This window comes from Nocardia terpenica (assembly GCF_013186535.1).
Classification (GTDB): domain Bacteria; phylum Actinomycetota; class Actinomycetes; order Mycobacteriales; family Mycobacteriaceae; genus Nocardia; species Nocardia terpenica.
This window is the reverse complement of sequence record NZ_JABMCZ010000003.1, coordinates 1,659,913-1,683,667: the sequence shown is the minus strand read 5'-3', so window position 1 is coordinate 1,683,667 and position 23,755 is coordinate 1,659,913. Positions and strand designations below refer to the sequence as shown.

General features: G+C 69.6%; 25 protein-coding genes. 11 read left to right on the top strand and 14 right to left on the bottom strand.

The window, feature by feature from the left end:
* Nucleotides 1–37: 37 nt before the first annotated feature.
* The 5 genes from HPY32_RS29405 to HPY32_RS29385 form a co-directional block, all read right to left on the bottom strand.
* On the bottom strand, nt 38–1,261 hold the full coding sequence (locus HPY32_RS29405) for an MFS transporter (protein WP_067577645.1): 1,224 nt from the start codon (nt 1,259–1,261) through the stop codon (nt 38–40).
* A gap of 998 nt (nt 1,262–2,259) precedes the next feature.
* Entirely contained in the window at nt 2,260–3,897 is a 1,638-nt protein-coding gene (gene pgm / locus HPY32_RS29400; protein WP_067577643.1) for a phosphoglucomutase (alpha-D-glucose-1,6-bisphosphate-dependent), read from the bottom strand.
* Between the two features lie 47 nt (nt 3,898–3,944).
* Complete coding sequence (locus HPY32_RS29395) at nt 3,945–4,082, bottom strand: hypothetical protein (protein ID WP_156673813.1); 138 nt, start codon at nt 4,080–4,082, stop codon at nt 3,945–3,947.
* On the bottom strand, nt 4,079–4,483 hold the full coding sequence (locus HPY32_RS29390) for a DUF190 domain-containing protein (protein ID WP_082870512.1): 405 nt from the start codon (nt 4,481–4,483) through the stop codon (nt 4,079–4,081). The genes HPY32_RS29395 and HPY32_RS29390 overlap by 4 nt, the downstream gene beginning before the upstream one ends.
* On the bottom strand, nt 4,476–4,865 hold the full coding sequence (locus tag HPY32_RS29385; RefSeq protein ID WP_067577641.1) for a CrcB family protein: 390 nt from the start codon (nt 4,863–4,865) through the stop codon (nt 4,476–4,478). The genes HPY32_RS29390 and HPY32_RS29385 overlap by 8 nt, the downstream gene beginning before the upstream one ends.
* A gap of 400 nt (nt 4,866–5,265) precedes the next feature.
* Here HPY32_RS29385 and HPY32_RS29380 point away from each other — a divergent pair, with 400 nt between their 5' ends.
* Entirely contained in the window at nt 5,266–6,510 is a 1,245-nt protein-coding gene (locus HPY32_RS29380; RefSeq protein WP_067577639.1) for a lipase family protein, read from the top strand.
* Nucleotides 6,511–6,774: 264 nt separating this feature from the next.
* On the opposite strand, the gene HPY32_RS29375 is transcribed toward HPY32_RS29380, so the two are convergent.
* Entirely contained in the window at nt 6,775–8,277 is a 1,503-nt protein-coding gene (locus HPY32_RS29375) for an MFS transporter (protein ID WP_082870511.1), read from the bottom strand.
* A 127-nt stretch (nt 8,278–8,404) separates the two neighbouring features.
* Between HPY32_RS29375 and HPY32_RS29370 the strand changes: the two genes are divergently transcribed.
* On the top strand, nt 8,405–9,079 hold the full coding sequence (locus HPY32_RS29370) for a TetR/AcrR family transcriptional regulator (protein ID WP_067577637.1): 675 nt from the start codon (nt 8,405–8,407) through the stop codon (nt 9,077–9,079).
* A gap of 180 nt (nt 9,080–9,259) precedes the next feature.
* Nucleotides 9,260–10,558, top strand: coding sequence for a D-arabinono-1,4-lactone oxidase (locus HPY32_RS29365; protein ID WP_067577635.1), 1,299 nt, complete (start codon nt 9,260–9,262; stop codon nt 10,556–10,558).
* A 2-nt stretch (nt 10,559–10,560) separates the two neighbouring features.
* Here HPY32_RS29365 and HPY32_RS29360 read toward each other — a convergent pair whose 3' ends face one another.
* Genes HPY32_RS29360 through HPY32_RS29350 form a run of 3 tightly spaced genes read right to left on the bottom strand, consistent with a single transcriptional unit; the run spans nt 10,561 to nt 11,968 of the window.
* Nucleotides 10,561–11,118, bottom strand: coding sequence for a hypothetical protein (locus HPY32_RS29360; RefSeq protein ID WP_067577633.1), 558 nt, complete (start codon nt 11,116–11,118; stop codon nt 10,561–10,563).
* Entirely contained in the window at nt 11,115–11,648 is a 534-nt protein-coding gene (locus HPY32_RS29355; protein WP_067577631.1) for a DUF6286 domain-containing protein, read from the bottom strand. The genes HPY32_RS29360 and HPY32_RS29355 overlap by 4 nt, the downstream gene beginning before the upstream one ends.
* Nucleotides 11,645–11,968, bottom strand: a complete 324-nt coding sequence (locus HPY32_RS29350) for a hypothetical protein (RefSeq protein WP_067577629.1) — start codon at nt 11,966–11,968, stop codon at nt 11,645–11,647. The genes HPY32_RS29355 and HPY32_RS29350 overlap by 4 nt, the downstream gene beginning before the upstream one ends.
* Nucleotides 11,969–12,246: 278 nt before the next feature.
* Between HPY32_RS29350 and HPY32_RS29345 the strand changes: the two genes are divergently transcribed.
* Entirely contained in the window at nt 12,247–12,474 is a 228-nt protein-coding gene (locus tag HPY32_RS29345; RefSeq protein WP_067577627.1) for a hypothetical protein, read from the top strand.
* A gap of 58 nt (nt 12,475–12,532) precedes the next feature.
* Here the strand turns inward: HPY32_RS29345 and HPY32_RS29340 are convergent, their stop codons facing one another.
* Together HPY32_RS29340 and HPY32_RS29335 are read right to left on the bottom strand one after the other, a co-directional pair.
* Nucleotides 12,533–13,858, bottom strand: a complete 1,326-nt coding sequence (locus tag HPY32_RS29340; protein WP_231951517.1) for an MFS transporter — start codon at nt 13,856–13,858, stop codon at nt 12,533–12,535.
* A gap of 113 nt (nt 13,859–13,971) precedes the next feature.
* The gene (locus HPY32_RS29335) at nt 13,972–14,793 is read right to left on the bottom strand and encodes a helix-turn-helix domain-containing protein (RefSeq protein ID WP_231951285.1); all 822 of its coding nucleotides are present in this window, start codon (nt 14,791–14,793) and stop codon (nt 13,972–13,974) included.
* Between the two features lie 103 nt (nt 14,794–14,896).
* Between HPY32_RS29335 and HPY32_RS29330 the strand changes: the two genes are divergently transcribed.
* A complete protein-coding gene (locus HPY32_RS29330) occupies nt 14,897–15,436 on the top strand; it encodes a YceI family protein (RefSeq protein WP_067577622.1) in 540 nt (179 codons plus the stop codon).
* Between the two features lie 253 nt (nt 15,437–15,689).
* Here HPY32_RS29330 and HPY32_RS29325 read toward each other — a convergent pair whose 3' ends face one another.
* Nucleotides 15,690–16,547, bottom strand: a complete 858-nt coding sequence (locus tag HPY32_RS29325) for a LuxR C-terminal-related transcriptional regulator (protein ID WP_067577620.1) — start codon at nt 16,545–16,547, stop codon at nt 15,690–15,692.
* Between the two features lie 57 nt (nt 16,548–16,604).
* Between HPY32_RS29325 and HPY32_RS29320 the strand changes: the two genes are divergently transcribed.
* The 4 genes from HPY32_RS29320 (at nt 16,605) to HPY32_RS29305 (ending at nt 20,657) form a co-directional block, all read left to right on the top strand.
* Nucleotides 16,605–18,266: an AMP-binding protein gene (locus HPY32_RS29320; protein WP_067577617.1), complete on the top strand. Its 1,662-nt coding sequence runs from the start codon at nt 16,605–16,607 to the stop codon at nt 18,264–18,266.
* Nucleotides 18,263–19,963 (top strand): AMP-binding protein, encoded by a 1,701-nt coding sequence (locus HPY32_RS29315; RefSeq protein WP_067577616.1) that lies wholly within the window; start codon nt 18,263–18,265, stop codon nt 19,961–19,963. The genes HPY32_RS29320 and HPY32_RS29315 overlap by 4 nt, the downstream gene beginning before the upstream one ends.
* Before the next feature lie 66 nt (nt 19,964–20,029).
* A complete protein-coding gene (locus HPY32_RS29310; protein WP_067577614.1) occupies nt 20,030–20,221 on the top strand; it encodes a hypothetical protein in 192 nt (63 codons plus the stop codon).
* 55 nt (nt 20,222–20,276) lie between these two features.
* Nucleotides 20,277–20,657: a VOC family protein gene (locus HPY32_RS29305; protein ID WP_067577612.1), complete on the top strand. Its 381-nt coding sequence runs from the start codon at nt 20,277–20,279 to the stop codon at nt 20,655–20,657.
* Here the strand turns inward: HPY32_RS29305 and HPY32_RS29300 are convergent.
* Nucleotides 20,639–21,364 carry a helix-turn-helix domain-containing protein gene (locus HPY32_RS29300; RefSeq protein WP_067577610.1) on the bottom strand — a complete coding sequence of 242 codons (726 nt, stop codon included), beginning with the start codon at nt 21,362–21,364 and terminating at the stop codon, nt 20,639–20,641. The genes HPY32_RS29305 and HPY32_RS29300 overlap by 19 nt on opposite strands.
* A gap of 107 nt (nt 21,365–21,471) precedes the next feature.
* Between HPY32_RS29300 and mscL the strand changes: the two genes are divergently transcribed.
* Nucleotides 21,472–21,879 carry a large conductance mechanosensitive channel protein MscL gene (gene mscL / locus HPY32_RS29295; protein ID WP_067577608.1) on the top strand — a complete coding sequence of 136 codons (408 nt, stop codon included), beginning with the start codon at nt 21,472–21,474 and terminating at the stop codon, nt 21,877–21,879.
* Between the two features lie 185 nt (nt 21,880–22,064).
* Nucleotides 22,065–22,451 carry a hypothetical protein gene (locus HPY32_RS29290; RefSeq protein ID WP_156673812.1) on the top strand — a complete coding sequence of 129 codons (387 nt, stop codon included), beginning with the start codon at nt 22,065–22,067 and terminating at the stop codon, nt 22,449–22,451.
* Between the two features lie 173 nt (nt 22,452–22,624).
* Here HPY32_RS29290 and HPY32_RS29285 read toward each other — a convergent pair whose 3' ends face one another.
* A complete protein-coding gene (locus HPY32_RS29285; RefSeq protein ID WP_067577602.1) occupies nt 22,625–23,653 on the bottom strand; it encodes an LLM class flavin-dependent oxidoreductase in 1,029 nt (342 codons plus the stop codon).
* Between the last annotated feature and the right edge of the window lie 102 nt (nt 23,654–23,755).

Here is a 23,755-nt window from a genome sequence, read left to right as displayed (position 1 = left end):
TCGACACGGGCGTACCGGCCGGGAATGCGGCGCGGCGTCAGGCGTCGGCCGCGCGCGCACCGGCGTCGACGGGCGCGTGCCGCCGCAGCGGCTCGGGCACCACCAGCCAGCACACGGCGGCGATCGCCAGCAGGGCGCCGGTCACCGTCAACGCCACACCGAACGACACCCGCTGTGCCAGCATGCCGACCACGATCGGCCCGAGCACCGTACCCAGGTCGGCGGCCATCTGGAATCCGGCCAGCACCGGTCCGCCGCGCGCGTCGGGCCCGATCACGTCGGCCACCGTGGCCTGCTGGGCCGGGGTGAACATGCCCGAGCCCAGCCCGGCCACGAACGACGCCGCCAGCAGCCAGCCCAGGTTCGGCGCGGCCCCCAGCGCGACCGTGCCGACCGCGCACACCAGCGTGCCCGTGATCAGAAACGGCTTGCGCCCCAACCGATCCGACCATCGTCCCGAGGCGAACAACACCGCGGCGTTACCGGCGGCGAACACCGTCAGCGCCACTCCCGCCTCGCCGCGCGACTGCCCGAGCACGTCCACCACCAGCAGCGGCACCAGCGCCATGCGCACCCCGTACACCGCGGCGCCGTTGGCGAAGTTGGACCACAGCACGGCGCGGTACGCCGAGCGGTTCAGCGCCTGGCGGAATGTCATCACCCGCAGCGTGCCGGGTTTCTCGGGCGCGGCCAGCGTCGAGTTCCGCAGGCTCCAATAGACGACGGCGGTCGCGGCCAGCAGCGCCAGCGCGTAGATGACGAACGGCACCCGCAGCCCGAATCCGGCCAGCACTCCGCCGATCAGCGGACCGGCCAGCGAGCCGATGAGAAAGTTCGTCGCCCACAGCCCGGACACCCGGCCGCGCTGCCCAGGCGGCGACAGCCGAATCACCAGCCCCAGCGACGACACGGTGAACATGGTCGACCCGATCCCGCCGAGCGACCGCAGCACGATCAGCTCCCAGTAGCTCTGCGCCAGCGCACTCGCCCCGGTGGACAGCGCCACGACGAGCACACCGCTCAGATACACCGGCCGCTCCCCCAGCCTCTGCACCAACCGCCCGCTGACGGGGGCGAACACCAGGCGCATGAGCGCGAACGCGCTGACGATCGCCGAGGCCGCCGCCACCCCCACCCCGAAGCTGCGCGCGTACTGCGGCAGCACCGGCGCCACCAACCCGAACCCGACGGCGATCAGAAACTCCGCCCCCAGCAACATCCAGATCTCGACGGGCAATTGCCCGGGTCTGCGTCCACTCATCCCGCACGCCGTTCACTCACACCTGACCACAACCCATACCACCCGCAAGTATTTCCGCCCCACCCAGCAACCGGAGTCGTTTTCCCGCACACCGAGACCTGCTTGCTCGGCATAAAGACGACCACCCACCCACCGCAGCACACCCACCCGCTCGGCCCTCACCCCCGCATCGCCGACACGCAGCCAGACTGTCCGCTCACACCGCCGGTCCGCCCGAACCGGGCAACAAGAATGCACCTCGAAGGGCGCCGCCCACGCACAGCGCTACTGCTCGAGCCCGCGCCCCGCGACCTCCACCGCCCGCACCTACACCAGGTACTCGAGCCCATCAACAGCACACAGCCAAACCGTTCGCTCACAGAGGCGTCGCGCCCGACCTCGAAAATGCAACTCGGACAGTGCCACCCACCCGCAACGCCACCGCCCGAGCCCTACGGCCTCCTCTGCCACGACCCGCACCTACACCAAATACTCGAGCCCATCGGCGGCACGCAGCCAGGCGGTTCGCTCACATCGCCGGTGCACCCGGCCAGACATCGAGAACGCGCCTCGGACAGCACCACCCACACGCAACGCTACCGCCCCAACGTGCCCACGACCTCCACCGTCAGAGCCAGCACCCACTGGCAGATACTCGAGCCCGTCGACAGCACGCAACCAAGCCGGTCGCTCACACGCAGCACCACTGCCCCAGCGCACGCCCTACAACCTCCCCACCGCCCGCATCTACACCAGACACTCGACCCATCGACAGCACGCAACAAAGCCGCTCGCTCACACCGCAGTTGCGCCCGAACCCGGCACCGAGACCGCACTCGAACAGAGCCACCCACCCGAAGCCCTACCGCCCCAGCGCACGCCCACAAACCCCACCGCCCGCACCTACACCAGACACTCGACCCATCGACAGCACGCAACAAAGCCGCTCGCTCACACCGCAGTTGCACCTGAACCCGGCACCGAGACCGCACCCCGGACAGCACCACCCACCCGAAGCCCTACCGCCCCAGCGCGCGCCCCACGACCTCTTCCGCCACGGCCTGTACCTGTGCCAGATGTTCAGGCCCGTGGAAGGATTCGGCGTAGATCTTGTATTTGTCCTCGGTGCCGGAGGGGCGGGCGGCGAACCAGGCGTTCTCGGTGCTGACTTTTACGCCGCCGAGGGCTGCGCCGTTGCCGCGGGCGCGGGATTGGACGGAGGTGATGGGCTCGCCCGCTACCTCGGTGGCCACGATGTCGTCGGGGGTGAGAGCCGCGAGGCGTGCCTTTTGCTCGGTGGTGGCGCTGGCGTCGATGCGCGCGTACGCGGGGCTGCCGTAACGCTTTTCGAGTTCGGCGTAGCGGGCCGACGGGCTCTGGCCGGTGACGGCGGTGATCTCCGCGGCCAGCAGGGCCAGCAGGATGCCGTCCTTGTCGGTGGTCCAGACGGTGCCGTCCATCCGCAGGAAGGAGGCTCCGGCGCTCTCCTCGCCGCCGAAAGCCAGCGAGCCGGAGAACAATCCGGGCACGAACCACTTGAAGCCGACCGGCACCTCGTGCACCTGGCGGCCCAGCACGCTCACCACGCGGTCGATCATGGACGAGGTGACCGCGGTCTTGCCGATCTTGGTGAGCGCGTCCCAGCCCATCCGGTTGGCGATCAGGTATTCGATCGCCACCGCGAGGTAGTGGTTCGGATTCATCAGTCCCGCATCGGGAGTCACCACGCCGTGGCGGTCGGCGTCCGCGTCGTTGCCGGTGGAGATGTCGTAGTCGTCGCGGATGGCGACCAGGGAGGCCATGGCGTAGCGCGAGGAGGGGTCCATGCGGATCTTGCCGTCGCCGTCGAGGGTCATGAACCGCCAGGTGGGGTCGACGAACGGATTGACCACCTCGAGCTCGAGGTCGTAGCGCTGGCCGATCTCCTCCCAGTAGTCGACGCTGGCGCCGCCCATCGGGTCGGCGCCCAGGCGGATGCCCGCACCGCGAATCGCGTCCAGGTTCAACACGTTCGGCAGATCGGAGATGTAGTGGTCGAGGTAGTCGTACCGTTCGACGCTGGTGGCCAGCGCGTGCTGCAGGGTGGTGCGCCGGACGCCGGACAGGCCGCCGCGCAGCAGTTCGTTGGCGCGGGTGGCGATGGCGTCGGTGGCCACCGTATCGGCCGGGCCGCCGTGCGGCGGATTGTATTTGAAGCCGCCGTCGCGGGGCGGGTTGTGCGAAGGGGTGACGACGATGCCGTCGGCCTGATGCCGGGTGCCGCCCCGATTGTGGCGCAGCACAGCGTGACTCAGCACCGGCGTGGGGGTATAGCGGTCGCGGGCGTCGACAATGGCGGTGACCTCGTTGGCGGCCAGCACCTCGAGCGCGGTGGTCCATGCCGGTTCCGACAGTGCGTGCGTATCGCGCGCCAGATACACCGGGCCGGTGATGCCGCGGGTGGCGCGGTACTCCACGATGGCCTGCGTGACGGCCAGAATGTGGGCCTCGTTGAAGGCGCAGTCCAGGCTCGACCCGCGATGCCCGGAGGTGCCGAAGGCCACCAGCTGCGCCGGATCGGACGGATCCGGGATCCGGCTGTAGTAGGCCGTCACCAGGTGGGGAAGGTCCTCCAGGTCGGTGGCCCGGGCCGGTCTTCCGGCTCGATCGTGGGCCATGCTCGGGCCTCCTTTCCGTATCGACTGCGTCCGGCTCGTCATCAGGATCACGGCCACACCCACTGCACACCGCACGCACCGGCGTAGGCCGCGGTCATGCCCGTCGCGACGCCGACCACGAAGGTGCCCAGGGGGAATACCGTATCGAATCGCACCGACATCGCACGATCCGCCGGAGGCGTCATCGGTTCTCCCCGGCCTGCGGGTGCCACACCTGCACCGGCGATAACGCCACGGTCCCGGTGTCGAAGAGTTCGGCGTTGCGGGCGACGAAATCGCGTAGCAGCTCGGCATCGTCGATGATCATGACCATGACCGGTAAGTTCTCGGCCAGGTCGAGCATCCGGGTGGTATGGATACGCGAGGACACGCCGTAGCCCTCGACGCCGCGCCACACGCTCGCTCCGGCCAGTCCGCAGTCCCGGGCCCGCCGCACGATCTCGTGATAGCGCGGACGGTGCTTCCAGTGGTCGTCCTCGCCCAGCAGCACGGTCAGCCGTGCCGCCGTCCGCCACCGCGGATCGGGCTGCCACGCATCGGCTTCCGTGACGATACGAACGACGGGATCCGCCGCTTCCTCACTCATCACCTGCCCCCAATCGTCGTGCCGTCCCTGGTGTCCACCGTCCCCCGAAATATCCGCGTGCGGTACGTTTCGCATCCGATTCGAGCAGTTTACGAACCTTCGCGGACCGCGCGGAGAAGGTCGCGAAACCATCCAGCACACTCGCGCCGGGAAACGACCGCAGCAGCCGGTGCGCGACCCGCGACCCCGCGCCGCGAACCATCGGGACGCCGATCGCCGAACCGCCGGAGGCATTGGTGACGACGGTGGTCCGGAGAATCGGATTCGCTTGCGGCAGCCATATACTCACGCCGGAGCGCAGCGGCGTGCCGCGTCCGTCGCCGGGCGCGGCGATCGGCGGCGCCGAGGGCTCCGTCGCCCGGGCGCCGGCTCGCGGACTCACCTGCTCAACCTCGTGCCGAGAGCGAAACCCATCCGGTCATGCTAACCGCCAGCGACCCCTACCGGCGGTTCCGGGCGGAACCGCCCCCTGTCCTGCGCCGTGTCAGCGGGCGGCGGGGTCGGCATTGCGGCGCGGTGCTCGGGTGCGCGCCGCCGATGCTGGTGTAATTACTCGACCCAATATCTTTTGCTCGAAATTTGCTCGAGCGTAGTATTTGATACCGCGACAGACAGCTGCGGCCGTATCGGCGAGCGTCCGCTCGAGGCGGGGCCACCGCGGCGGAGGGCCCCACCGGCGCACCCGGACCCGGTGCCGAAACCCGATGGGACAACAGGACATCCGGCTTCACCCCACATCAAGCACGGCACCTCGCGGTACCGGCGGGAACACAGGAGTGACGATGACCCTACCTCGGGTTCTCTGCAGATCTCGGCACGGTGAGCGGCGGAAACAATGCGAATTACGCCGTATCGCAATAGTTGTGGCAGCCGCGACGACCGCGATTCTGACATCCGGGCTCGGCGGGGCGCCCGCCCATGCGGCGATATATCCGCTGCCCGATCCGGATGGGTTCTACGCGGCCCCGCCCAATATCGGCGACTACCAACCCGGCGATGTGGTGCGCAGCCGCCAAGTGCCCGCGGGTGGCTATCCGGGGGCGGTCGCCTGGCAATTGCTGTTTCGGTCGAGTAATTCCGCCGACCAGCCCATCGCGGCCGTGACGACGCTGCTGGTGCCCGGCGGTGTCGGCGCGAACCGCCCCCTGGTGTCGTATCAGCCATTCGTGAATTCCCTTGGGCTGCAATGTGCGCCGTCGCACAGCCTGTTCGACGGCTCGCTGCAGGAGGCGCCGGCGCTGAATCTGCTGCTGGCGCGCGGATGGGCGGTGGCGGTGCCCGACCATCTCGGGCCGACCAGCGCGTACGGCGCGGCCCGGCTCGGCGGCCGATTGACCCTGGACGGGATCCGCGCGGTGAAGCGATTCGGCCCGGCCGGACTGGGCGACAGCCCCGTGGGCATGGCCGGTTACTCCGGCGGCGGCATGGCGACCGGGTTCGCGGCCGCGCTGGCCCCGGAGTACGCGCCGGAGCTGCCGATCGTCGGCGTGGCCATGGGCGGGGTCCCGGTGAACATCGGCAAGCTGGCCCTGGACGTGGGCCGCGCCCCCAGCCCGCTGTTCGGCCTCGGCTTCGCCGCCGCGGTCGGACTCGAGCGCGAGTACCCGTCGGTCATGTCGCTGGACCACCAGCTGACTCCGGCCGGTCAGGAGCTGCGCGCCCGGCTCGCCAACGCGTGCACCAGCGAGATCATCAGTGCCGGTGCCAACCACAGCTTCTTCGACTTCCTCACCGGCAGCATCGATGACGTCACCGACGCGCAGATCCAGGTCCTGCACGAGAACAGCCTGGAAACCTACCCCGGCGTCCCCCGCGCTCCCCTCTACCAGTGGGCGGGCACCGCCGACCAGGTCAACCCCTGGCTGGCCCGCGACGTCGCGGGCCGCTACTGCGCCGCGGGCGACCGAGTCCTCTTCGATCTCATCCCCGGCGCAGACCACGGCACCGCCATCGCCCCCGGCGCCGCCAACGCCTACGGCTACCTCGCCGACCGCTTCGCCGGACTCCCGGCCCCTAGCAACTGCTGATCCCGGCCAAAAGCACGCCGGGATCTAGGAGAGAGGCGCGCCGGGGCGACGGAGAGAAGCACGCACCGAGACGACAGAGAGAAACGCGCACCGAGACGACAGAGGGAAACGCACGCCGGGACAACAGAGAGAAGCACACGCCCGGACAACAGAGAGAAGCACACGCCCGGACGACAGAGAGAAACGCGCCGGGATGACAAAGGTGCGCCCCCTTCCCCGAAAGGAAGGGGGCGCACCTCGTATTCGCTTGTTTACCAACCAGACTCAGTGGGCCAGTACCGGCTCGCCCTCGGCGGGGGCCGGGACCGTGTTGGGCATGAGTATTGCGGCGAGGGCGGCGCCGATCACGAAGATCGCGGTGGCCCACCAGAAGCTGGTGGTGTAGCTCTCGATTGCCGACTGCGCGATGGCGATCGGGATCGGCTGCCGGGTGGACAGGTAGTTCGTCGCGGCCGAGGAGGCGATGGTGCTCAGTAGGGCGGTGCCGATCGAGCCGCCGACCTGCTGGCTGGTGTTGACCATCGCCGAGGCGACGCCCGCGTCGTCGTGGTGCACACCGGCGGTCGAGCCCTGGAAGGCGGTCGACATCGCGCCACCGAGGCCCAGGCCCAGCAGGATCAGCGCGGGCAGGATGTGGGTGGCGTAGCCGGTGTCCAGGCCGATCCGGGTCAGCCAGGCCATACCGGCCGCGCCGACCAGGAAGCCCGCGGCCACGGTCACCTTCGGGCCGACCTTCGGCAGCAGGAACGACGGCACGGTGGTCGAGGACAGGATCATGGCCGCGACCATCGGCAGGAACGCCACGCCGGTGCGGATCGGCGAGTACCCGAGCGTCAGCTGCATGTAGTAGGTGAGGAACAGGAAGATCGCGAACATCCCGATGCCCATCACGAAGACGGTCATGTAGGAGGCGCCGCGGGTGCGGTCCAGCACCACGCGCAGCGGCAGCAGCGGGTGCGCGACCCGGGTCTCCAGCCACGCGAACACCGCGAGCAGCACCGCGCCGCCGATCAGGAAGGCCAGGGTGACCCCGTTGGACCAGCCGTGCGATTCGGCGTGCGAGAAGCCGTACACGATCCCGAACAGCGCGGCGCTGACCGTGATGGTGCCGGGGATGTCGAGCCTGGGCCGCACGGTCGTGGTGTGCTTGGCCAGCAGCAGCACCGCGCCCACCAGCGCGACGGCGGCGAAGACCAGGTTGACATACATTACCCAGCGCCACGAGGCCCACTCGGTGAGCGCACCGCCCAGCAGCAGGCCGAGCGCGCCACCGGTACCGGCGACCGCACCGAAGATGCCGAACGCCTTGGCCCGCTCGGACGGCTGGGTGAAGGTGACCGTCAGCAGCGACAGCGCGGCCGGGGCCAGCAGCGCACCGAAGACACCCTGCGCGACACGCGCGGCGACGAGCATTTCGAAGCCGTTGGCGGCGCCGCCCACGGCGGAGGCGGCGGCGAAGCCGACCAGGCCGATGATGAACGTGTTACGTCGCCCGAACAGGTCGCTCAGGCGCCCGCCCAGCAGCAGCAGGCTGCCGAAGGCGAGCGCGTAACCGGTGACCACCCACTGGCGGTCGGCGTTGGAGAAGCCGAGGGCGTGTTGTGCCTGCGGCAGTGCGATATTCACAACGGTCGCATCGAGCACGACCATCAGCTGGGCCACGCCGAGGACGGCGAGCACCCACCAGCGCAGGGCATGCGAGCCACGCCGGCCCGCTGATGACGGCGGTTTCGCCGTCTTCTTTTCGAGGTCGATCGCGGTAGTCATGGGTCCCCTAATCCGGAGGCTCGTTACGGGTACGTAAACGGAGGAGGTTTCTCCGCTTGATCAAGAAGCTACCACCATAACGGAGATAACGCCTCCGGTTAATCCCGATGCTTGTTAGCATGGGGGTGTGAATCACGCCACGACAGTGTCGCGACCTCGCCGTTTGCGCGCCGACGCCGCACGCAACCAACGCCGCATCATCGAGGCCGCACGCGATCTGTTCGCCGAACGCGGGCTGGAGGTCACCCTCGACGATGTCGCCGAGGCCGCCGGGGTGGGCGTGGGGACGGTGTATCGCCGCTTCGCGAACAAGCAGGAGTTGATCGTCGAGGTCTTCGACCGCAGCGTCGCCGAGATGGCCGAGGCGACGGAGGCGGCCTGCCGCAATCCCGACGTCTGGGCCGGGTTCAGCGAGCTGTTCGACTACTGCTGCACCCACATGTCCGCCAACCGCGGCTTCAGCGAGGTCCTGCTGGAGCTGCCCGATCCGATGGAGCGCTTCGCCTCGGTGCGCAGCCGAATCCAGCCGTCGATGGCCGCGCTCATGAACCGCGCGCATGCGGCCGGGGTGCTGCGCGAGGGCATCACGGCCACCGACTTCTTCTCCATGGTCAACATGGTCGAGTCCATCGCCGCCTTCGCCCGGCCGGTGAACCCCGAGGTGTGGCGGCGCTACATGGCCATCGTGCTGGACGGCGTCCGCTCCGACAGCATTCCGCGACAAGCGCTTACGGTCCCGCCCATGGCGGATGACGACGTGGACTGCGCGAAGGCCGCCGTGTTCGCCGCGCGCAAGCGATAGCCCGCGACCGAGCGATCGGCGCGTCAATCCCTCTGACATGCCCCGCCGCGCCACCCATGTGGCCGAATCGCGCGATCGGTGCTCATTCGATGCGCGAGACGCTACTCACAGTGCGCATTTCGTGATTTTCAACGCGCACGTTCGGTAGCGCGGGTCACAGGCATCGCCTATGTTGGACACATGACCAACTCGTGGCGGAACTGGGCCGGAGATCAGCAGTGCACACCGGCCGAGATCGCCGTGCCGCGCACGGTCGAGGAGGTGGCCGCCCTGCTCGCGGGCGCCGAGGCCACCGGTCGCACGGTCCGGGTCGCCGGTGCCGGTCATTCCTTCACCGACACCGTGCTCACCGACGGTCTGCTGCTGCGGCTGTCGGAGCTCGATCACATCCAGCGGGTGGACCGGGCCAGCGGACTGGTCCGGGTGGAGGCCGGGGCCACGCTCAACGCGCTCAGCAATGCCCTGCACCCGATCGGCCTGGCCTTCCCGAACCTGGGCGACATCGACGTGCAGACCGTCGCGGGCGCGACGGCCACGGGCACCCACGGCACCGGGGCCACCTTCCAGAATCTTTCCGCCGCACTGCATTCGGTGGAGCTGATGCTGGCCGACGGCAGCCGGGTGGAGCTGAACGAGGCATCGGACCCGGACGGCTGGCGCGCGGCGCGGGTGGGCCTGGGCGCGCTCGGGGTGGTCACCGCGGTCACGCTGCAGTTGGTGCCGTCGTTCGTGCTGGAGGGCGTCGAGCGCCCGGTGCCGGTCGAGGAGCTGCTCGCCGACCTGGACGAATACGTCGACGGCAACGAGCATTTCGAGTTCTACATGTTCGCCCACAGCCCGCTGGCGATGACCAAGCGCAACAACCGGGTCGAGCTGCCGGAGCAGCCGCGCGGCCGGGCGGTGGACTGGTTCGCCGACATCCTCATGTCGAACTACACCTTCGACGTGCTGTGCCGACTCAGTCGACTACGGCCGCAAGTGATTCCGTGGGTGCACCGCGGCGCGGCCTACGCGGGCAGCTACCGCCGTCAGGTGGACCGCTCCTACCGAGTGTTCGCCTCCCCCAGGCTGCTTCGGTTCACCGAGATGGAATACGCACTGCCGCGGGAACATTCGGTGGCCGCCATCCGGGAGATCAAGGAGGCGGCCGCCGGATTCGACACCCCGATGCCGATCGAGGTGCGCTGGGTGGCCCCCGACGACGCGTTCCTGTCCCCCGCGAGCGGCCGCGACACCTGCTACATCGCCGTGCACCAGTACCGCGGCATGGACTACGAGCCGTATTTCCGTGCCTGCGAGGCGATCTTCGACAAGTACCACGGCCGCCCGCACTGGGGGAAGCGGCACTTCCAGACGGCGGAGACGCTGCACACCCGCTACCCGGACTGGGAGCGCTTCCAGGAGGTGCGCCGACGCCTGGATCCCAAGGGGCGCTTCGCCAATGCCTATCTCGATCGCGTCCTCGGCCCGGTGGGCTGATCTCAACGCCGTTGCGCCAGGCGCACTTCCAGCGTGACCGGAATGGCGTCCACCTCCAGCGCCTGTCGCAGCCGCGGCACGGCGTGGGCGAGGATGCGGCGGCGCAGCGCGCGAATGTCGGCGTCGGGCACGGCGGTGACCACCAGGTGCAGCACGGGCGCGCGACCCGGGCCCGACAGCCACGCCTCGGCCGAGCAGACCCCGGCGTAGTCGCCGATGTCCGCGGCGACGGGACCGGCGACGGTGGGCGAATGGAGCACGACGGTATCGGCGCACTCCTCGGGGCGGGCGCGCCAGCGCGCCGGCGGCGGCATCCGGGTCACCTGGGCGCTCGCCCAGCGCAGGCAGGCCAGCCCGAGCACGGCGGCCAGGGCGACGATGACCCACAGCGCCCAGCCGGGCGCGCGCACCTCGCCGGGCAGCAGCGGCGATCGGGGATTCACCCAGGTCAACCGGCCGTAGTGGGCGGCCAGCGCCAGCCCGCCCGCCACGATCAGCAGCAGCCCGGCGACGGCGAGCAGGGCGCGATTGAGCCGGGACGGGCGGGGCCGCACCGTCATCGCAGGCTCCTGGTCCGGCGCAGCCGGGCGGACACCCGCGGGGCCGGGTGCGGCCCGATCCGGGTGACCCGCTCGTCCACGGCGGCCCGCACCGTCTCGGCCAGGTCGGCCGAATGCACCCGACCGATGCGGGCGACGACCCGAATATGCCTGCGGTGCAGCCGGATTCGTGCCGAACGCACGCCGTCGACCGACTGCGCGGCCTCGCGCAGCGCCCGATGCAGGCCGCGGCGGGTCACCCCGGCGGCGATCGCGTCGTGGTCGGCCAGCGGCACCACGGTCGGCCGCCCCGGCAGCACGGCCAGCGCCAGCAGCAGCACCCCGGTCACGACGGCGGCCGCACCCGCGCCGACCGGCCACGGGCCGTCCCAGGTGGTCGCGCGCAGGCGCCGGGCGATATCGGCGGAGGAGACGAATTCCAGTGCGCCGGTGAGGCGTTGGACCAGCACCATGATGACCGCCGTGCACAGCGCGACCAGCGTGAGCGCCAGCACGACCGCGGGTATCGCGCGCTGCGGGCGGCGTCTCATCGCGCCCGCCGCGGTAGGTCGGACACCTCGATGTGCAGGCGGCGGACCGGCAGCGCGAGGCGGTCCCGCAGCCGCGCCAGCACCTGCTCGCGGCAGACCGTGACGACCTGCCAGATCGGCATGGGGTAGCGGATCGGCAGGTGCAGCGTCACCGTGGCCGCACCGCCGGTGACCTTCACCCGGGCCCGCACGCCCGCGGCCACGCCGGTGATCTCCCGGGCGGCATCGGCCGCGATCCGGCCCGCGGCCTCGGCGTCGGCGGCGGCCGGCGAGTCGGGCAGCGGCGGGGCGGGCGCGAGGGCGGTCACGGTACTGGTCATCGAGCCTCCTCCGGATCGGTGCGGCGGATACCCCCGGGTGATAGCGCGACACATCATGCCTGCTCCGGGCCCTGAATCGAGGGATGCCGGTTGACATCGGCGAGCCGGAATCACAGGATGGGTGAGCGCGATCGTTGACTCGACGGTCGTCACGGAATTGGTTGCCGAAGCCTCTCGGCGAAGGCCGGGACACCGGCAGCGCTCCACGATACGACGGACGGATGCGCATTCCCGTCCCACACGCAGTTCGGACGTGACCTACCGACACGGAGGTTCGGATGTCTGACCGCAATCAGGGCCGAAAACCCGGCCAGATGGCCAACAAGGCCAAGCAGGGCATGAAAGACCAGGGCCAGCGCATGGACCGCGACTCCGACGACGCACGGCGTGATATGGACCGGCTCGGCGGCGGCATGAGGCGCGAAGGCCAGCAGGCCCGGTCGGATATGCAGAACATGGACGCGGACATGAAGAACAAGGAAATGAGGGAGAAGCAGCACCACTGACCCTGACGACGCGGCCCGCGGATCGACAGCGATCCGCGGGCCGACGCGTATCGGCCGGTCACGCCTGCGAGGACGCCGACTGCAACTGCCGCCCCATGGTCTCCGGCGCGCCCCACAGGCAGATCAGGAAGCCGATCGCGGTGAGGGCGGCGGCGTAGAGCATGGTGGCGCCCAGGCCCTGGTGGTGCAGCGACCACGGCAGCAGGTAGGTGCCCAGCGCCGCGCCGATCCGGCTCACCGAGGTGGCGACGCCGACCGCGGTGGCGCGGATGTGGGTGGGGAACAGCTCGTTCGGATAGGTCCAGTCCAGCACGTTGGGGCCGCCGCAGAAGAACGCGTAGACGCAGAGCATGGTGAAGGCCAGCATCGACGGCATGGTCGGCCAGACGCCGATGAACAGCGGCGGAACGACCATCAGGCCGAACGACCAGATGATCGTGGGGCGGCGGCCGATGGTGTCGATCAGCCGCATCGCGGGCAGGCAGCCGATCAGGAAGACCATGCTGATCAGCGCGGTGCCCAGGGTGTCCATCCAGGTGCCCGACGGCAGGCCGAAGGCGGCCAGGATCTGCGGGCCGAAGGTGAGCATCGCGAACAGCACGGCCACCTGGCACAGGAAGAATCCGCAGCAGAACGCGATGCGCTTCAGGTAGATCGGATTCAGCAGCTCCCGGATCGACCCGTGCCGAACCTCGTGGTCGACGTCCTCGACCAGGTCCTGCGGCCGGATCCGCACGCCGAGATACTTCTCGACCATGCCCGCGGCCTTGTCGGACCGGCCGTGCTGGGCCAGCCAGCGCGGCGATTCCGGGGCCGTGCTCTGCCGGAAGATCAGGAAGAACACGCACAGCACCGCCGAACTCGCCAGCTGCCAGCGCCAGCTCCCGTTGCCGCCGAAGGTCAGGAACAGATAGCCCACCACATACGCCAGGACCGAACCCGCATACCAGGCCACGATCTGGAACCCGAGCAGCCTGCCGCGCTGCTTCAGCGGTAGCCACTCGGCCAGCAATGAGGTGGCGATCGGATAGTCCGCGGCCACCGCCATGCCGAGCACGAAGCGCAGCACCACGATCAGCCAGGTGGACTCGACCCAGAACGACAGCACCGAGCAGGCCGCCATCACCACCAGGTCCGCCGTGTACATCACCTCGCGGCCGATCTTGTCGGTCAGCACGCCGAACAGCGCGCCGCCGACGAACATCCCGATCAGTGCTGCGGCGCCGATCAATTGGGTGTCGGTGGTGGACAGGTTCAGCTCGGCCGTCATGCCGATGAGGGCGGTGCCGACGATGCTCAGAATGTAGCCGTCCAGCAGCGGTCCGCCCGAGCAGGCGATCGTGAGCCGCTGGTGGAATCCCGTGAAAGGTGCGTCATCGATCACGGTGCTCAAATGCGCCAGCTCTCCTCGGCTACGGTATCGGCAAACGCGGAGGAACCTACTGGAGATGCCGCCGTCGATTCCAACGACACGCCGAAACCTCGACGTTTGTCACATTATTCGTTGACCAGACGCAGCCCGGGCGCATGAACGCGGCGGCGGTCGACCAGCCAGACCTGAACGCTCTGATCGGCGGCGGGATTGAGGGTTTCGATCTCCACCTCGACCTCGCCGCGCACCGGATGGTCGATGTGCACGGCGCCGGACAGTAATTCGGTCATCCGGTGCGCGCGCCAGCGGTGGGCGAACTCCGGGAACCGATCCAGATCCGCGACCAGCTCCCCGAGTTCGGCGTCCTCGGGCCACTGCGAGCGCGCCACCCGCAGCGTGGAGACGATCATGTCGGCGATCACGGACCAATCGTGCCAGCGGTGCGCCTCGGGGTGGGCGAAGAAGTAGCGGGCCAGATTGCCGCCGGGCTCGAGCGCGAAAAGGCCCAGCGGCTCGGCGAAGTCGCGCCAGGCCGGATTCCAGGCCAGCACGTTCAGCCAGCGTCCGGCCACGAAGGCGGGCGTGGGGTGCAGCGCGTCGAGCACCGCCCGGGTGGTCTCGGAAACCTGTTCGCGCGCTTGGCCGGACGACGGGCAACCGGTCGCGTGCTCCAGGCCCAGCGCCAGCTTGCCGAAGTGATGGCGTTCGACATCGTTGAGCCGCAAGGCGTCCGCGAGCGCGCCCAGCACCGCCAGGGAGGGATTGGTGTCGCGGCCCTGCTCGAGCCGGGCCAGATAGTCGACGCTGACGCCGGCCAGCGCGGCGACCTCCTCGCGCCGCAGCCCCGGGGTGCGCCGCCGACGCCCGGCCGGAAGCCCCACGTCCTCGGGCTGTAGCTGCCCGCGGCGGGCGATGAGGAACTCGGCGAATTCGGAGCGGGACGACACATCGCCATCCTGCCGCATTCCCGGCCCTGTTATCCGCGCCCTGTCAGTGCCAGGATAAGGGCGGTGTGGATAACCGGACCATGGTCCGGTAATACTGGACGACATGACCACTTCCGAACAGTCCACCCTGAAGACGGGCTCCTGGCCCCTGGACACCGCCCACTCCGCGGTCAACTTCACCGTTCGCCACCTGGGCATCTCCAAGGTGCGCGGGCGGTTCAACCGCTTCGAGACCACCTTCGTCGTGGACGAGTCGGGTGCGGCCACCGTGTCGGCCACCGTGCACCTCGACTCGTTCGACACCGGCAACGCGGACCGCGACGCCCACGTGCGCAGCGCGGATCTGCTGCACGTCGAGCAGCGCCCGACCCTGACCTTCACCGCCACCGAGCCGGTGCGCATCGCCGAAGACTTCCAGGTCACCGGCCACGTCACGATCGGCGACCAGACCCACCCCGTCACCCTCGACGTGGAGTGGGGCGGCATCCAGGAGTTCCCCGCCACCGGCGACCGCCACATCGGCTTCACCGCCACCAGCACCCTCAAGCGCACCGACTTCGGCATCGGCACCGCCATCCCTGCCGCCATGCTCAGCGACAAGATCGCCATCGAACTCGACATCCAACTCATCGAGCCCAAGTAGGCCCGGCGGGCCACCCCGGTCATCCCCGCGGGCAACCAGCCATCCCGGCGTGCCCCCCCGTTGTCCCGGCGTGCGCCCCGTTGTCCCGGCGTGCGCCCCGTTGTCCCGGCGTGCGCCCCGTCGTCCCGGCGTGCGCCCCGTCGTCCCGGCGTGCGCCCCGTTGTCCCGGCATGCTTTTGGCCGGGACCTTTGGGATTCCGCCGAAAGCACGCCGGAATGGCGGCGGCCGCGCACGCTCCAGGGACGGCGCCCCTCAGGGCAGCAGACCCAAGCGGCGGGCGCGCACGACGGCCTCGTGGCGGGTGTGCGCGCCGAGCTTGGTCATGGCGCTGCGCAGGTAGCTCTTCACCGTTTCCGGGCGCAGCGAGAGTCGTTGCGCCGCTTCGGCGTTGGTGCAGCCGAGGGCTATGTGGGCGAGGACGTCCAGCTCTCGCGGGGCGAGGGCGGGCGCCTCGTCGGACGTGGTCGGGCCGGACATCAGGCGGGCCAGTCGGTCGGACAGGTCGCGCAGGCGCAGCCGGGCGCGGGCGTCGGTGACGGTCTGCGCGATCGCGCGCACCTCGGCGTGGATGTCGCGCAGTTCCTCGGTCAGCACCGCGTCGGGGACGGCGGCGGGCGCGGTGGCGGTCTCCCGGAGCCGGATGCGGCGGTCGACCTCGTCGCGGATGGCCAGTTCCACCGCCAGCCGCCGCCCGGCCTGCACCACCAGATCGGCCGCGCGGTCGCCGACCGGACCGGCATCGCGGTCGGCCACGTACAGCACCGCGCGCGATTCGCCGCGCACCAGCACCGGCACCGCGACCACCGCGCGCAGGCCCTCGCTGAGCACCGGCGCGTCGTAGTCGTGCGTGATCGTCGAGTCCAGCCGATAGTCCGACACCGACGCGGGCCGCCCGGCGGCAACCGCCGCGCCGCCGAGTCCGGAGTTGGGCGGAACCACAAGCCCGCGCATGGCATTGGTCCGGGTGCCGAGGAATTGATTCAGCACCAGCGTGCCCGCGTGCACCTGCCCGCCGAACACCACCGGCATCCCCGACGCCGCCGCGACCTGCCGTAATTCGGCCCGCAGCGCATCGCTGTCGCGCGGCCGGAGCAGGTCTGCGGTGCTCATGTCGCTACCCCTTTCCGGGGGTGGTGGGTCGGCGAATGTGACGTGGATCCTATCGGAGTGAATTCCACGACGGGCCGGGCTCGACCGGCCAGCTATTCGCATGGGCTCTGGGATGTGCCGCTGCTGGGGGCCACGATCGGAGACGATCTCGATCGCGCGGTGGCCGCGCACGGCGAGCGGGACGCGCTCATCGATCGGGTCACCGGCGTGCGGTGGAGTTACCGCGAGTTCGGGGCCGAGGTGGACGCGGTGGCGCTGGGGCTGCTCGCGGGCGGCATCGGCAAGGGCGACCGGGTCGGCATCTGGGCGCCCAATCGGGCGGAGTGGACGCTGGTGCAGTACGCGACCGCCAAGATCGGCGCGATCCTGGTCAACATCAACCCGGCCTACCGCGCCCACGAACTACGATATGTGTTGCAGCAGGCCGGGATTCGATTATTGGTCGCGGCGCGGCGGTTCAAGACCTCGGACTACGCGGCGATGATCGAGCAGGTGCGTCCGGAATGCCCTGCGCTGCAACGGGTTGTCCTGCTCGACAGCGACGAGTGGACCGCCCTGGTGGCCGACGGCCGCGCGGGCGACGCGCGGCGACTGGCCGCGGCGCAGCGCGCGCTGTCCCCGGACGATCCGATAAACATCCAATACACCTCCGGCACAACGGGTTTCCCGAAGGGCGCCACGCTCTCGCATCACAATATCCTCAACAACGGCTATTTCGTCGGCGAACTGTGCGGATACACCGAGGCCGACCGGATCTGCATCCCGGTCCCCTTCTACCACTGCTTCGGCATGGTGATGGGTAATCTGGCCGCCACCAGCCACGGGGCGGCGATGGTCATCCCGGCCGCCGCGTTCGACCCGCGCGCCACCCTGGAAACCGTTGCGGTGGAACGCTGTACGTCGCTGTACGGGGTGCCGACCATGTTCATCGCCGAGTTGGCCGACCCGGATTTCGACTCCTACGACCTGTCCTGCCTGCGCACCGGGATCATGGCGGGCTCGCCGTGCCCGATCGAGGTGATGAAGCAGGTGATCGAGCGCATGGGCATGCGCGAGGTGTCCATCTGCTACGGCATGACCGAGACCTCGCCGGTGTCCACCCAGACCCGCCGCGACGACTCCCTCACCCAGCGCACCGCCACCGTCGGGCGGGTGGGCCCGCACCTGGAGATCAAGATCGTCGACCCGGCGACCGGATTGACCGTGCCCCGCGGCGCGCAGGGCGAGCTGTGCACGCGCGGATACTCGGTCATGCTCGGCTACTGGGACGATCCGGCCCGGACCGCCGAGGCCGTCGACGCCGGGCGCTGGATGCACACCGGCGACCTGGCCACCATGGACGACGACGGCTATGTCGCGATCACCGGCCGCATCAAGGACATGGTGATCCGCGGCGGCGAGAACATCTACCCGCGCGAGATCGAGGAGTTCCTCTACACCCACCCCGATATCCTGGACGCGCAGGTGGTCGGGGTGCCCGACGCCAAGTACGGCGAGGAACTGGTGGCGTGGATCCGCATGCGCGAGGGCGCGACGCCCCTGGACGCCGCCACCCTGCGCGACTACTGCGACGGCCGCCTCGCGCACTTCAAGATTCCGCGCTACGTCCACATCGTCGAGGAGTTCCCGATGACGGTGACCGGCAAGATCCGCAAGGTCGAGATGCGCGAGATCTCGGTGCGGCTGTTCGGCGCGAGCCAGACGGGAGAGTCCGCATGACCACCAATACCGACCGCTACCGGGCGGCGCGCGATCGGCTGATCGCGCTGGCCACCGACTACGACTCCGCGCGCGCGAGCTTCGAGTGGCCCCGGCTCACCGGCGTATTCAATTGGGCCACCGACTGGTTCGACGCGATCGCGCGCGGCAACGAGCGCACCGCGCTGTGGATCGTGGAGGAGGACGGGCGCGAGCGGCGGGTGAGCTTCGACGAGATGGCCCGGCGCTCCGACCTTGTCGCGGCCTGGCTCGCCGAACTCGGTGTGCGCAAAGGCGATCGGGTGCTGCTGATGCTCGGCAACCAGGTCGAGCTGTGGGAGTCGATGCTGGCGATCGCCAAGCTCGGCGCGGTCATCATGCCGACCACCGCCGCGCTCGGCCCGGCCGATCTGACCGACCGGATCGACAGGGGCGCAGTGTGTTTCGTGATCGCCAACGCCGCCGACACCGCGAAGTTCGCCGATGTCGGCGGCGAGTACACCCGGATCGCGGTGGGCGGCCCGGTCGACGGCTGGCACCGCTACGCCGAGGCGGACGCGGTCGCCGATCCCGGCCCGTTCACCGCGGTCACCGACGTCGACGATCCGCTGCTGGTGTACTTCACCTCCGGCACCACCAGCCGCCCGAAGATGGTGCAGCACACCCAGATCAGCTATCCGGTCGGGCACCTCACCACCATGTACTGGATCGGCGTGCGCCCCGGCGACGTGCACCTGGCGATCAGCGCGCCCGGCTGGGCCAAGCACGCGTGGAGCTGCCTGTTCGCGCCGTGGCTCGCCGAGGCGACCATTTTCGTCTACAACTACACCCGATTCGACGCCGCGGCGCTGCTGACCCAGCTGCACCGGGCGCGGGTGAACACCTTCTGCGCCCCACCCACGGTGTGGCGCATGCTGATTCAGGCCGATCTCGGCACCCGCCCGCCGGAGCTGCGCGAAATCCTCGGCGCCGGTGAGCCGCTCAACCCCGATGTGATCGCGCGGGTCGAAAAGGGTTGGGGGCTCACGATCCGGGACGGTTTCGGGCAGACCGAGACCACGCTACAGGTCGGCAACACCCCGGGGCAGCCGGTGAAGCCCGGCTCGATGGGCCGTCCCGCGCCGGGCGTGCCCGTGGTGCTGGTGGATCCGATCACCGGCGAACGCGCCGACGAGGGCGAGATCTGCCTGGACCTGAGCGAGCGTCCGGTCAACCTCATGACCGGCTATCTGCAGGACCCCGAACGCAATGCGGCGGTGCTGGCGGGCGGCTACTACCACTCCGGCGACGTGGCGACCCGCGACGCGGACGGCTACATCACCTACATCGGCCGCACCGACGACGTGTTCAAATCCTCCGACTACAAGGTGTCGCCGTTCGAGGTGGAGAGCGTGCTCATCGAGCATCCGGCGGTGGTGGAGGCGGCCGTGGTCCCGCAGCCCGACGCCACCCGGCTGGCGGTGCCGAAGGCGTACGTCACGCTGGCCGCGGGCTGGGAACCCGATCGCGAGACCGCCCGCGCCATCCTGGAATACGCGCGCGACCATCTCGCGCCCTACCTGCGGGTGCGGCGGGTGGAGTTCGCCGAGCTGCCGAAGACCATCTCCGGCAAGATCCGCCGCGTCGAATTGCGCCGCCGGGAGGAGCGGGCGCACGCGTCCGGGGACCCCCTCCACACCGAATACCGGTATGAGGATGTGATTCCGCCGACCGCCTGAGGGCGGATCGACCCCGTGTATGCCCGGATCCACCGTCTGTGTCACTACGACCGATAGGAGAATGCCGTGCTGGACACCCTCGAAAGCGCTACCGAATACGTGATCGCCGAATTGGAAGCCAAGGGCACCGCCACCCGCGAGGACTTCGATGTGCACGCCATCGTGGCGACCACCAGGGCGATCGCCGAGAGCTGGGACTTCCGCTCGATAGACCGCAGCACCTTCTGGAACATCGCGGCGGCGCACATCAGGTTCTAGGCACGGTGTCCGATTCCTTCAAGACCGCCGCCCGGCCCGGGCCTAGGTTCGAAGCATGACTGCACGATTGGATGTGATCGGCCTGGTGGTCGCCGACCTGGCGGCCTCCCGCACCTTCTATGAACGCCTCGGGCTCGAGTTCGGCCGGGACTTCGGCGGGCACGTGGAGGCCACGCTGCCCGGCGGGTTCCGGCTCGCTCTCGACACCGAGGACAATGTGCGCGGATTCCATCCGGGGTGGCAGGGTGGGGCGGGCCGGATCGGGCTGGCCTTCGGCTGCGACGACCCGGCCGCGGTGGACGCGCTGTACGAGGAGTTGACCGGCGCCGGGTACCACGGGGAGTTGAAGCCGTTCGACGCGGTGTGGGGGCAGCGCTACGCGACCGTGCACGATCCGGACGGCAACGGTATCGACCTCTACGCGGCGCTGTCCTGACCGGCGCGACCGACCAACTGCCGCAACGGTTTTCCGGCCAGCTCCCGCACCTCGCGGGACAGGTGCGCCTGATCGGCGTAACCGGCGCGAAAGGCGGCCTCGGCGAAGGGGATTCCGGCGTGGACGTGGGCCAGCGCCCGCTGTAGGCGCAGCACCCGCATCAGCATCTTGGGTCCGTATCCGAAGGCGGACAGCGAGAGTCGGTGCAAGCGGCGGACACCGAGCCCGAGTTCGTCGGCGGTGGCCGCCACCGAGGCGCCCGCGCGCAGCCGCCGCACCAGCGGCCGCAGCACGGGGTCCGGCGGCTCGGTCTCGGCGACGCGGCGGAACGCGAGCCGCTCCAGACCGGTGCGCGGGTCCGGCGCGGCCGCGACCAGCGCGCTCAGGGCGCGCACCCGGGCGGCGGGCCACAGCTCCGCGAGTTCGATTCTGCGATCCAGCAGTTCGTGCGCCGGGACGCCGAGCAGCGCGGGCGCGGTGCCGGGAAACAAGCGAATGCCCGCTATCGGGCCGTCGACGGCCGCAGCCCGATAGCCCCGGGTATCGGGTCCCGCCACCAGCAGCCGACCACCGACCCACAGCAGGTCCATGCACCCGTCGGGGAGTACCATCGCGTCCTCGTCGGGCCCCACCGCGCGGCTCCACACCACCGCGCCGTCCACCAGGCGCGCGGGGCGCTCCCGGTAGGGCTGCGGCATGGACTCCATGGCCCGAGACTACGTGTCCCGACCACAAGCCGGAGTGGTAGCTAGGTATTCGCCATGGCTAGACTCCGCCGGAGGTAAGCGAACACGATTCAACGAGGTGGCACGGCATGCTCAAAGGTTTCAAGGAATTCCTGATGCGCGGGAACGTCATCGACCTGGCCGTGGCGGTGGTCATGGGCACGGCGTTCACGGCGGTGGTGAAGTCGGTCACCAAGGGAATCGTGGAACCGCTGCTGGCCGTCCTGGGCGGAAACAGCCAGTTGGGCTTGGGTTTTCAGCTGGTTCCGGGCAAACCGGCCACCTTCGTCGCCCTCGGCCCCATCATCAGCGCCGCGATCGACTTCGTCATGGTGGCGGCCGTGCTGTACTTCGTGCTCATCCTTCCCATGAACACGGTCAAGCGCCGCTTCGGCGGCAAGAAGATCGCCGAGCCCACCCAGACCGAACTCCTGGCCGAGATTCGAGACCTGCTCGCGGCGCAGACCAGCGAGCCGAACGCCAAGCGCGCCGACTGACCCGTATCCACCGGTCGAACCTGCACCCGCGCCCACGCGGGTGGGTTACCCTCGCGGGCCGACGAGAGGTTGACGGCTCGACTCGGCGACACGGACGCTGACACGCCGGATGTTCCCCTCGTGCCGTAACACCGCCGGGACACGTCCCTATGACGTCTGCGACGTCAAACCTACAGAGGGAATCCATGCGCCGCATCGCCGTAACCTCGATCGTTTCCGCCGCCGCGGTCGTAGTGGCCGCGTGTGGTTCGTCGCCGAAGGAGAACGCTCCGGCGAGCCCCCAGCCGTCCACCGTATCGGCCGCGCCCGCGCAGCCGTGCCCGTTGCGGACCGAGCGCACGCTGCTGATCTGGCGCAAACAGCCGGGACAGCCGGATTCGGCGCTCCGCGTCGGCGATATCGACGCCGCCCATTGCGCGCCGACCCTGCATACCTGGAAGGACGGCGAATCGAAAGACGCCGGGCACTGCTCGAAAATCGCGTGGGCGGACGACAATCCGGGCTACAACGAGAACGCGCGCCCGGCCGCCCCACTCAACGAGGTCATCGCCGAGGTGGGACCGGCCTGCTAGGTCGACAGTCGGCCGATCGGGTCGATGCCGGTGAGCGCCGAGCCGATCGCCCACAAGGTGGCCCCTACTCGTCATCCCGGCGTGCTTTTGGCCGGGATCTCCTGCAGCAGTGTGGATTCCGGCCAAAAGCACGCCGGGATCAAGGGGGCTTTTCGACTCAGCAGGGATACCGATCACTGTGCGGAAACCGACTCTCCAGCAATCGGTTCCGCGGTGAGGTCGAGCGCGGACGCGGTCAGCTCTACCGAGCGGATGCGGTCGTCGATGGCGGTGGCGTGGTGGGCGGTGATCAGTTCGTCGGCGCCGATCGAGTCGGCGAAATCGGTGAGGTAGGAACGGATTTCGTCGGGGGTGCCGACCGCGGTGTACCTGGTCATGGCGGCCAGCTGCTGCCCCTGTGGGGAGGCGAGCAGGGCGTCGACCTCGGCGTCGGTGAGTTCGGGCCGCGCGGGGCCGCGCTGGATCATGCGGCGGGCCCGTTCCCGGTAGGCGACCGCGCGCTGCTCGTGCGCCACATCGTGCTCGGTCGCCGCGAAGACGTTCACACCGGCCATGACATAGGGCTCCGCCAATTGCTCGGAGGGGCGGAACGTTTCGCGGTAGACCGCGACCGCGTCGTGCAGCGCGTCGGGCGCGAAGTGCGAGGCGAACGCGTACGGCAGGCCCAGTTGCGCGGCCAGCTGCGCACCGAACAGCGACGAGCCGAGAATATACAGCGGCACAACGCCTTCCGCCCGCGGCACCGCCCGCACCCCGGGCACCCTCGAGTCCCCGCTCAGGTACCCGTGCAGTTCCAGCACATCCTGCGGGAACCGGTCGGCGGAGGTGTGATCGCGCCGCAGCGCGTACATGGTCTTCTGATCGCTGCCGGGTGCACGACCCAGCCCGAGGTCGATCCGGCCCGGGAACAGCGTCTCCAGCGTCCCGAACTGCTCGGCGATCACCAGCGGCGAATGGTTGGGCAACATGATGCCGCCCGCGCCCAGCCGGATGCTCGCGGTGTGCTCGGCCACATGCCCGATCAGCACGCTGGTGGCGCTGGAGGCGATGGTCCCCATGTTGTGGTGCTCGGCATACCAGACCCGGCGATAACCGGTGCGCTCGGCGGTCTGCGCCAAGGCCACGCTGTTGGCGAAGCTGTCCCGCGCGGTCTGTCCGGGGGCGATGGTCGCCAGGTCGAGGATGGAAAGCGCCAAGGGCATGCCGACGCTGCCTTTCGGTATCGGTGCGATCGATGTCATCGGATGACAGCGCGTCCGCACCCCTGGCCATTCCCGAGCAGAGTCGGCCCGGCGGGTGATCGA

Bases quoted from the DNA above. Each gene is read 5' to 3' on its own strand.
- HPY32_RS29405 (WP_067577645.1), bottom strand. From the start codon at position 1,261: ATGAGTGGACGCAGACCCGGGCAATTGCCCGTCGAGATCTGGATGTTG.
- HPY32_RS29395 (WP_156673813.1), bottom strand. From the start codon at position 4,082: ATGACGCCTCCGGCGGATCGTGCGATGTCGGTGCGATTCGATACGGTA.
- HPY32_RS29315 (WP_067577616.1), top strand. From the start codon at position 18,263: ATGACCACCAATACCGACCGCTACCGGGCGGCGCGCGATCGGCTGATC.
- HPY32_RS29350 (WP_067577629.1), bottom strand. From the start codon at position 11,968: ATGACCAGTACCGTGACCGCCCTCGCGCCCGCCCCGCCGCTGCCCGAC.
- HPY32_RS29345 (WP_067577627.1), top strand. From the start codon at position 12,247: ATGTCTGACCGCAATCAGGGCCGAAAACCCGGCCAGATGGCCAACAAG.
- pgm (WP_067577643.1), bottom strand. From the start codon at position 3,897: ATGGCCCACGATCGAGCCGGAAGACCGGCCCGGGCCACCGACCTGGAG.
- HPY32_RS29380 (WP_067577639.1), top strand. From the start codon at position 5,266: ATGACCCTACCTCGGGTTCTCTGCAGATCTCGGCACGGTGAGCGGCGG.
- HPY32_RS29300 (WP_067577610.1), bottom strand. From the start codon at position 21,364: ATGGAGTCCATGCCGCAGCCCTACCGGGAGCGCCCCGCGCGCCTGGTG.
- HPY32_RS29290 (WP_156673812.1), top strand. From the start codon at position 22,065: ATGCGCCGCATCGCCGTAACCTCGATCGTTTCCGCCGCCGCGGTCGTA.
- HPY32_RS29305 (WP_067577612.1), top strand. From the start codon at position 20,277: ATGACTGCACGATTGGATGTGATCGGCCTGGTGGTCGCCGACCTGGCG.
- HPY32_RS29330 (WP_067577622.1), top strand. From the start codon at position 14,897: ATGACCACTTCCGAACAGTCCACCCTGAAGACGGGCTCCTGGCCCCTG.
- HPY32_RS29390 (WP_082870512.1), bottom strand. From the start codon at position 4,483: ATGAGTGAGGAAGCGGCGGATCCCGTCGTTCGTATCGTCACGGAAGCC.
- HPY32_RS29365 (WP_067577635.1), top strand. From the start codon at position 9,260: ATGACCAACTCGTGGCGGAACTGGGCCGGAGATCAGCAGTGCACACCG.
- HPY32_RS29375 (WP_082870511.1), bottom strand. From the start codon at position 8,277: ATGACTACCGCGATCGACCTCGAAAAGAAGACGGCGAAACCGCCGTCA.
- mscL (WP_067577608.1), top strand. From the start codon at position 21,472: ATGCTCAAAGGTTTCAAGGAATTCCTGATGCGCGGGAACGTCATCGAC.
- HPY32_RS29285 (WP_067577602.1), bottom strand. From the start codon at position 23,653: ATGCCCTTGGCGCTTTCCATCCTCGACCTGGCGACCATCGCCCCCGGA.
- HPY32_RS29355 (WP_067577631.1), bottom strand. From the start codon at position 11,648: ATGAGACGCCGCCCGCAGCGCGCGATACCCGCGGTCGTGCTGGCGCTC.
- HPY32_RS29325 (WP_067577620.1), bottom strand. From the start codon at position 16,547: ATGAGCACCGCAGACCTGCTCCGGCCGCGCGACAGCGATGCGCTGCGG.
- HPY32_RS29360 (WP_067577633.1), bottom strand. From the start codon at position 11,118: ATGACGGTGCGGCCCCGCCCGTCCCGGCTCAATCGCGCCCTGCTCGCC.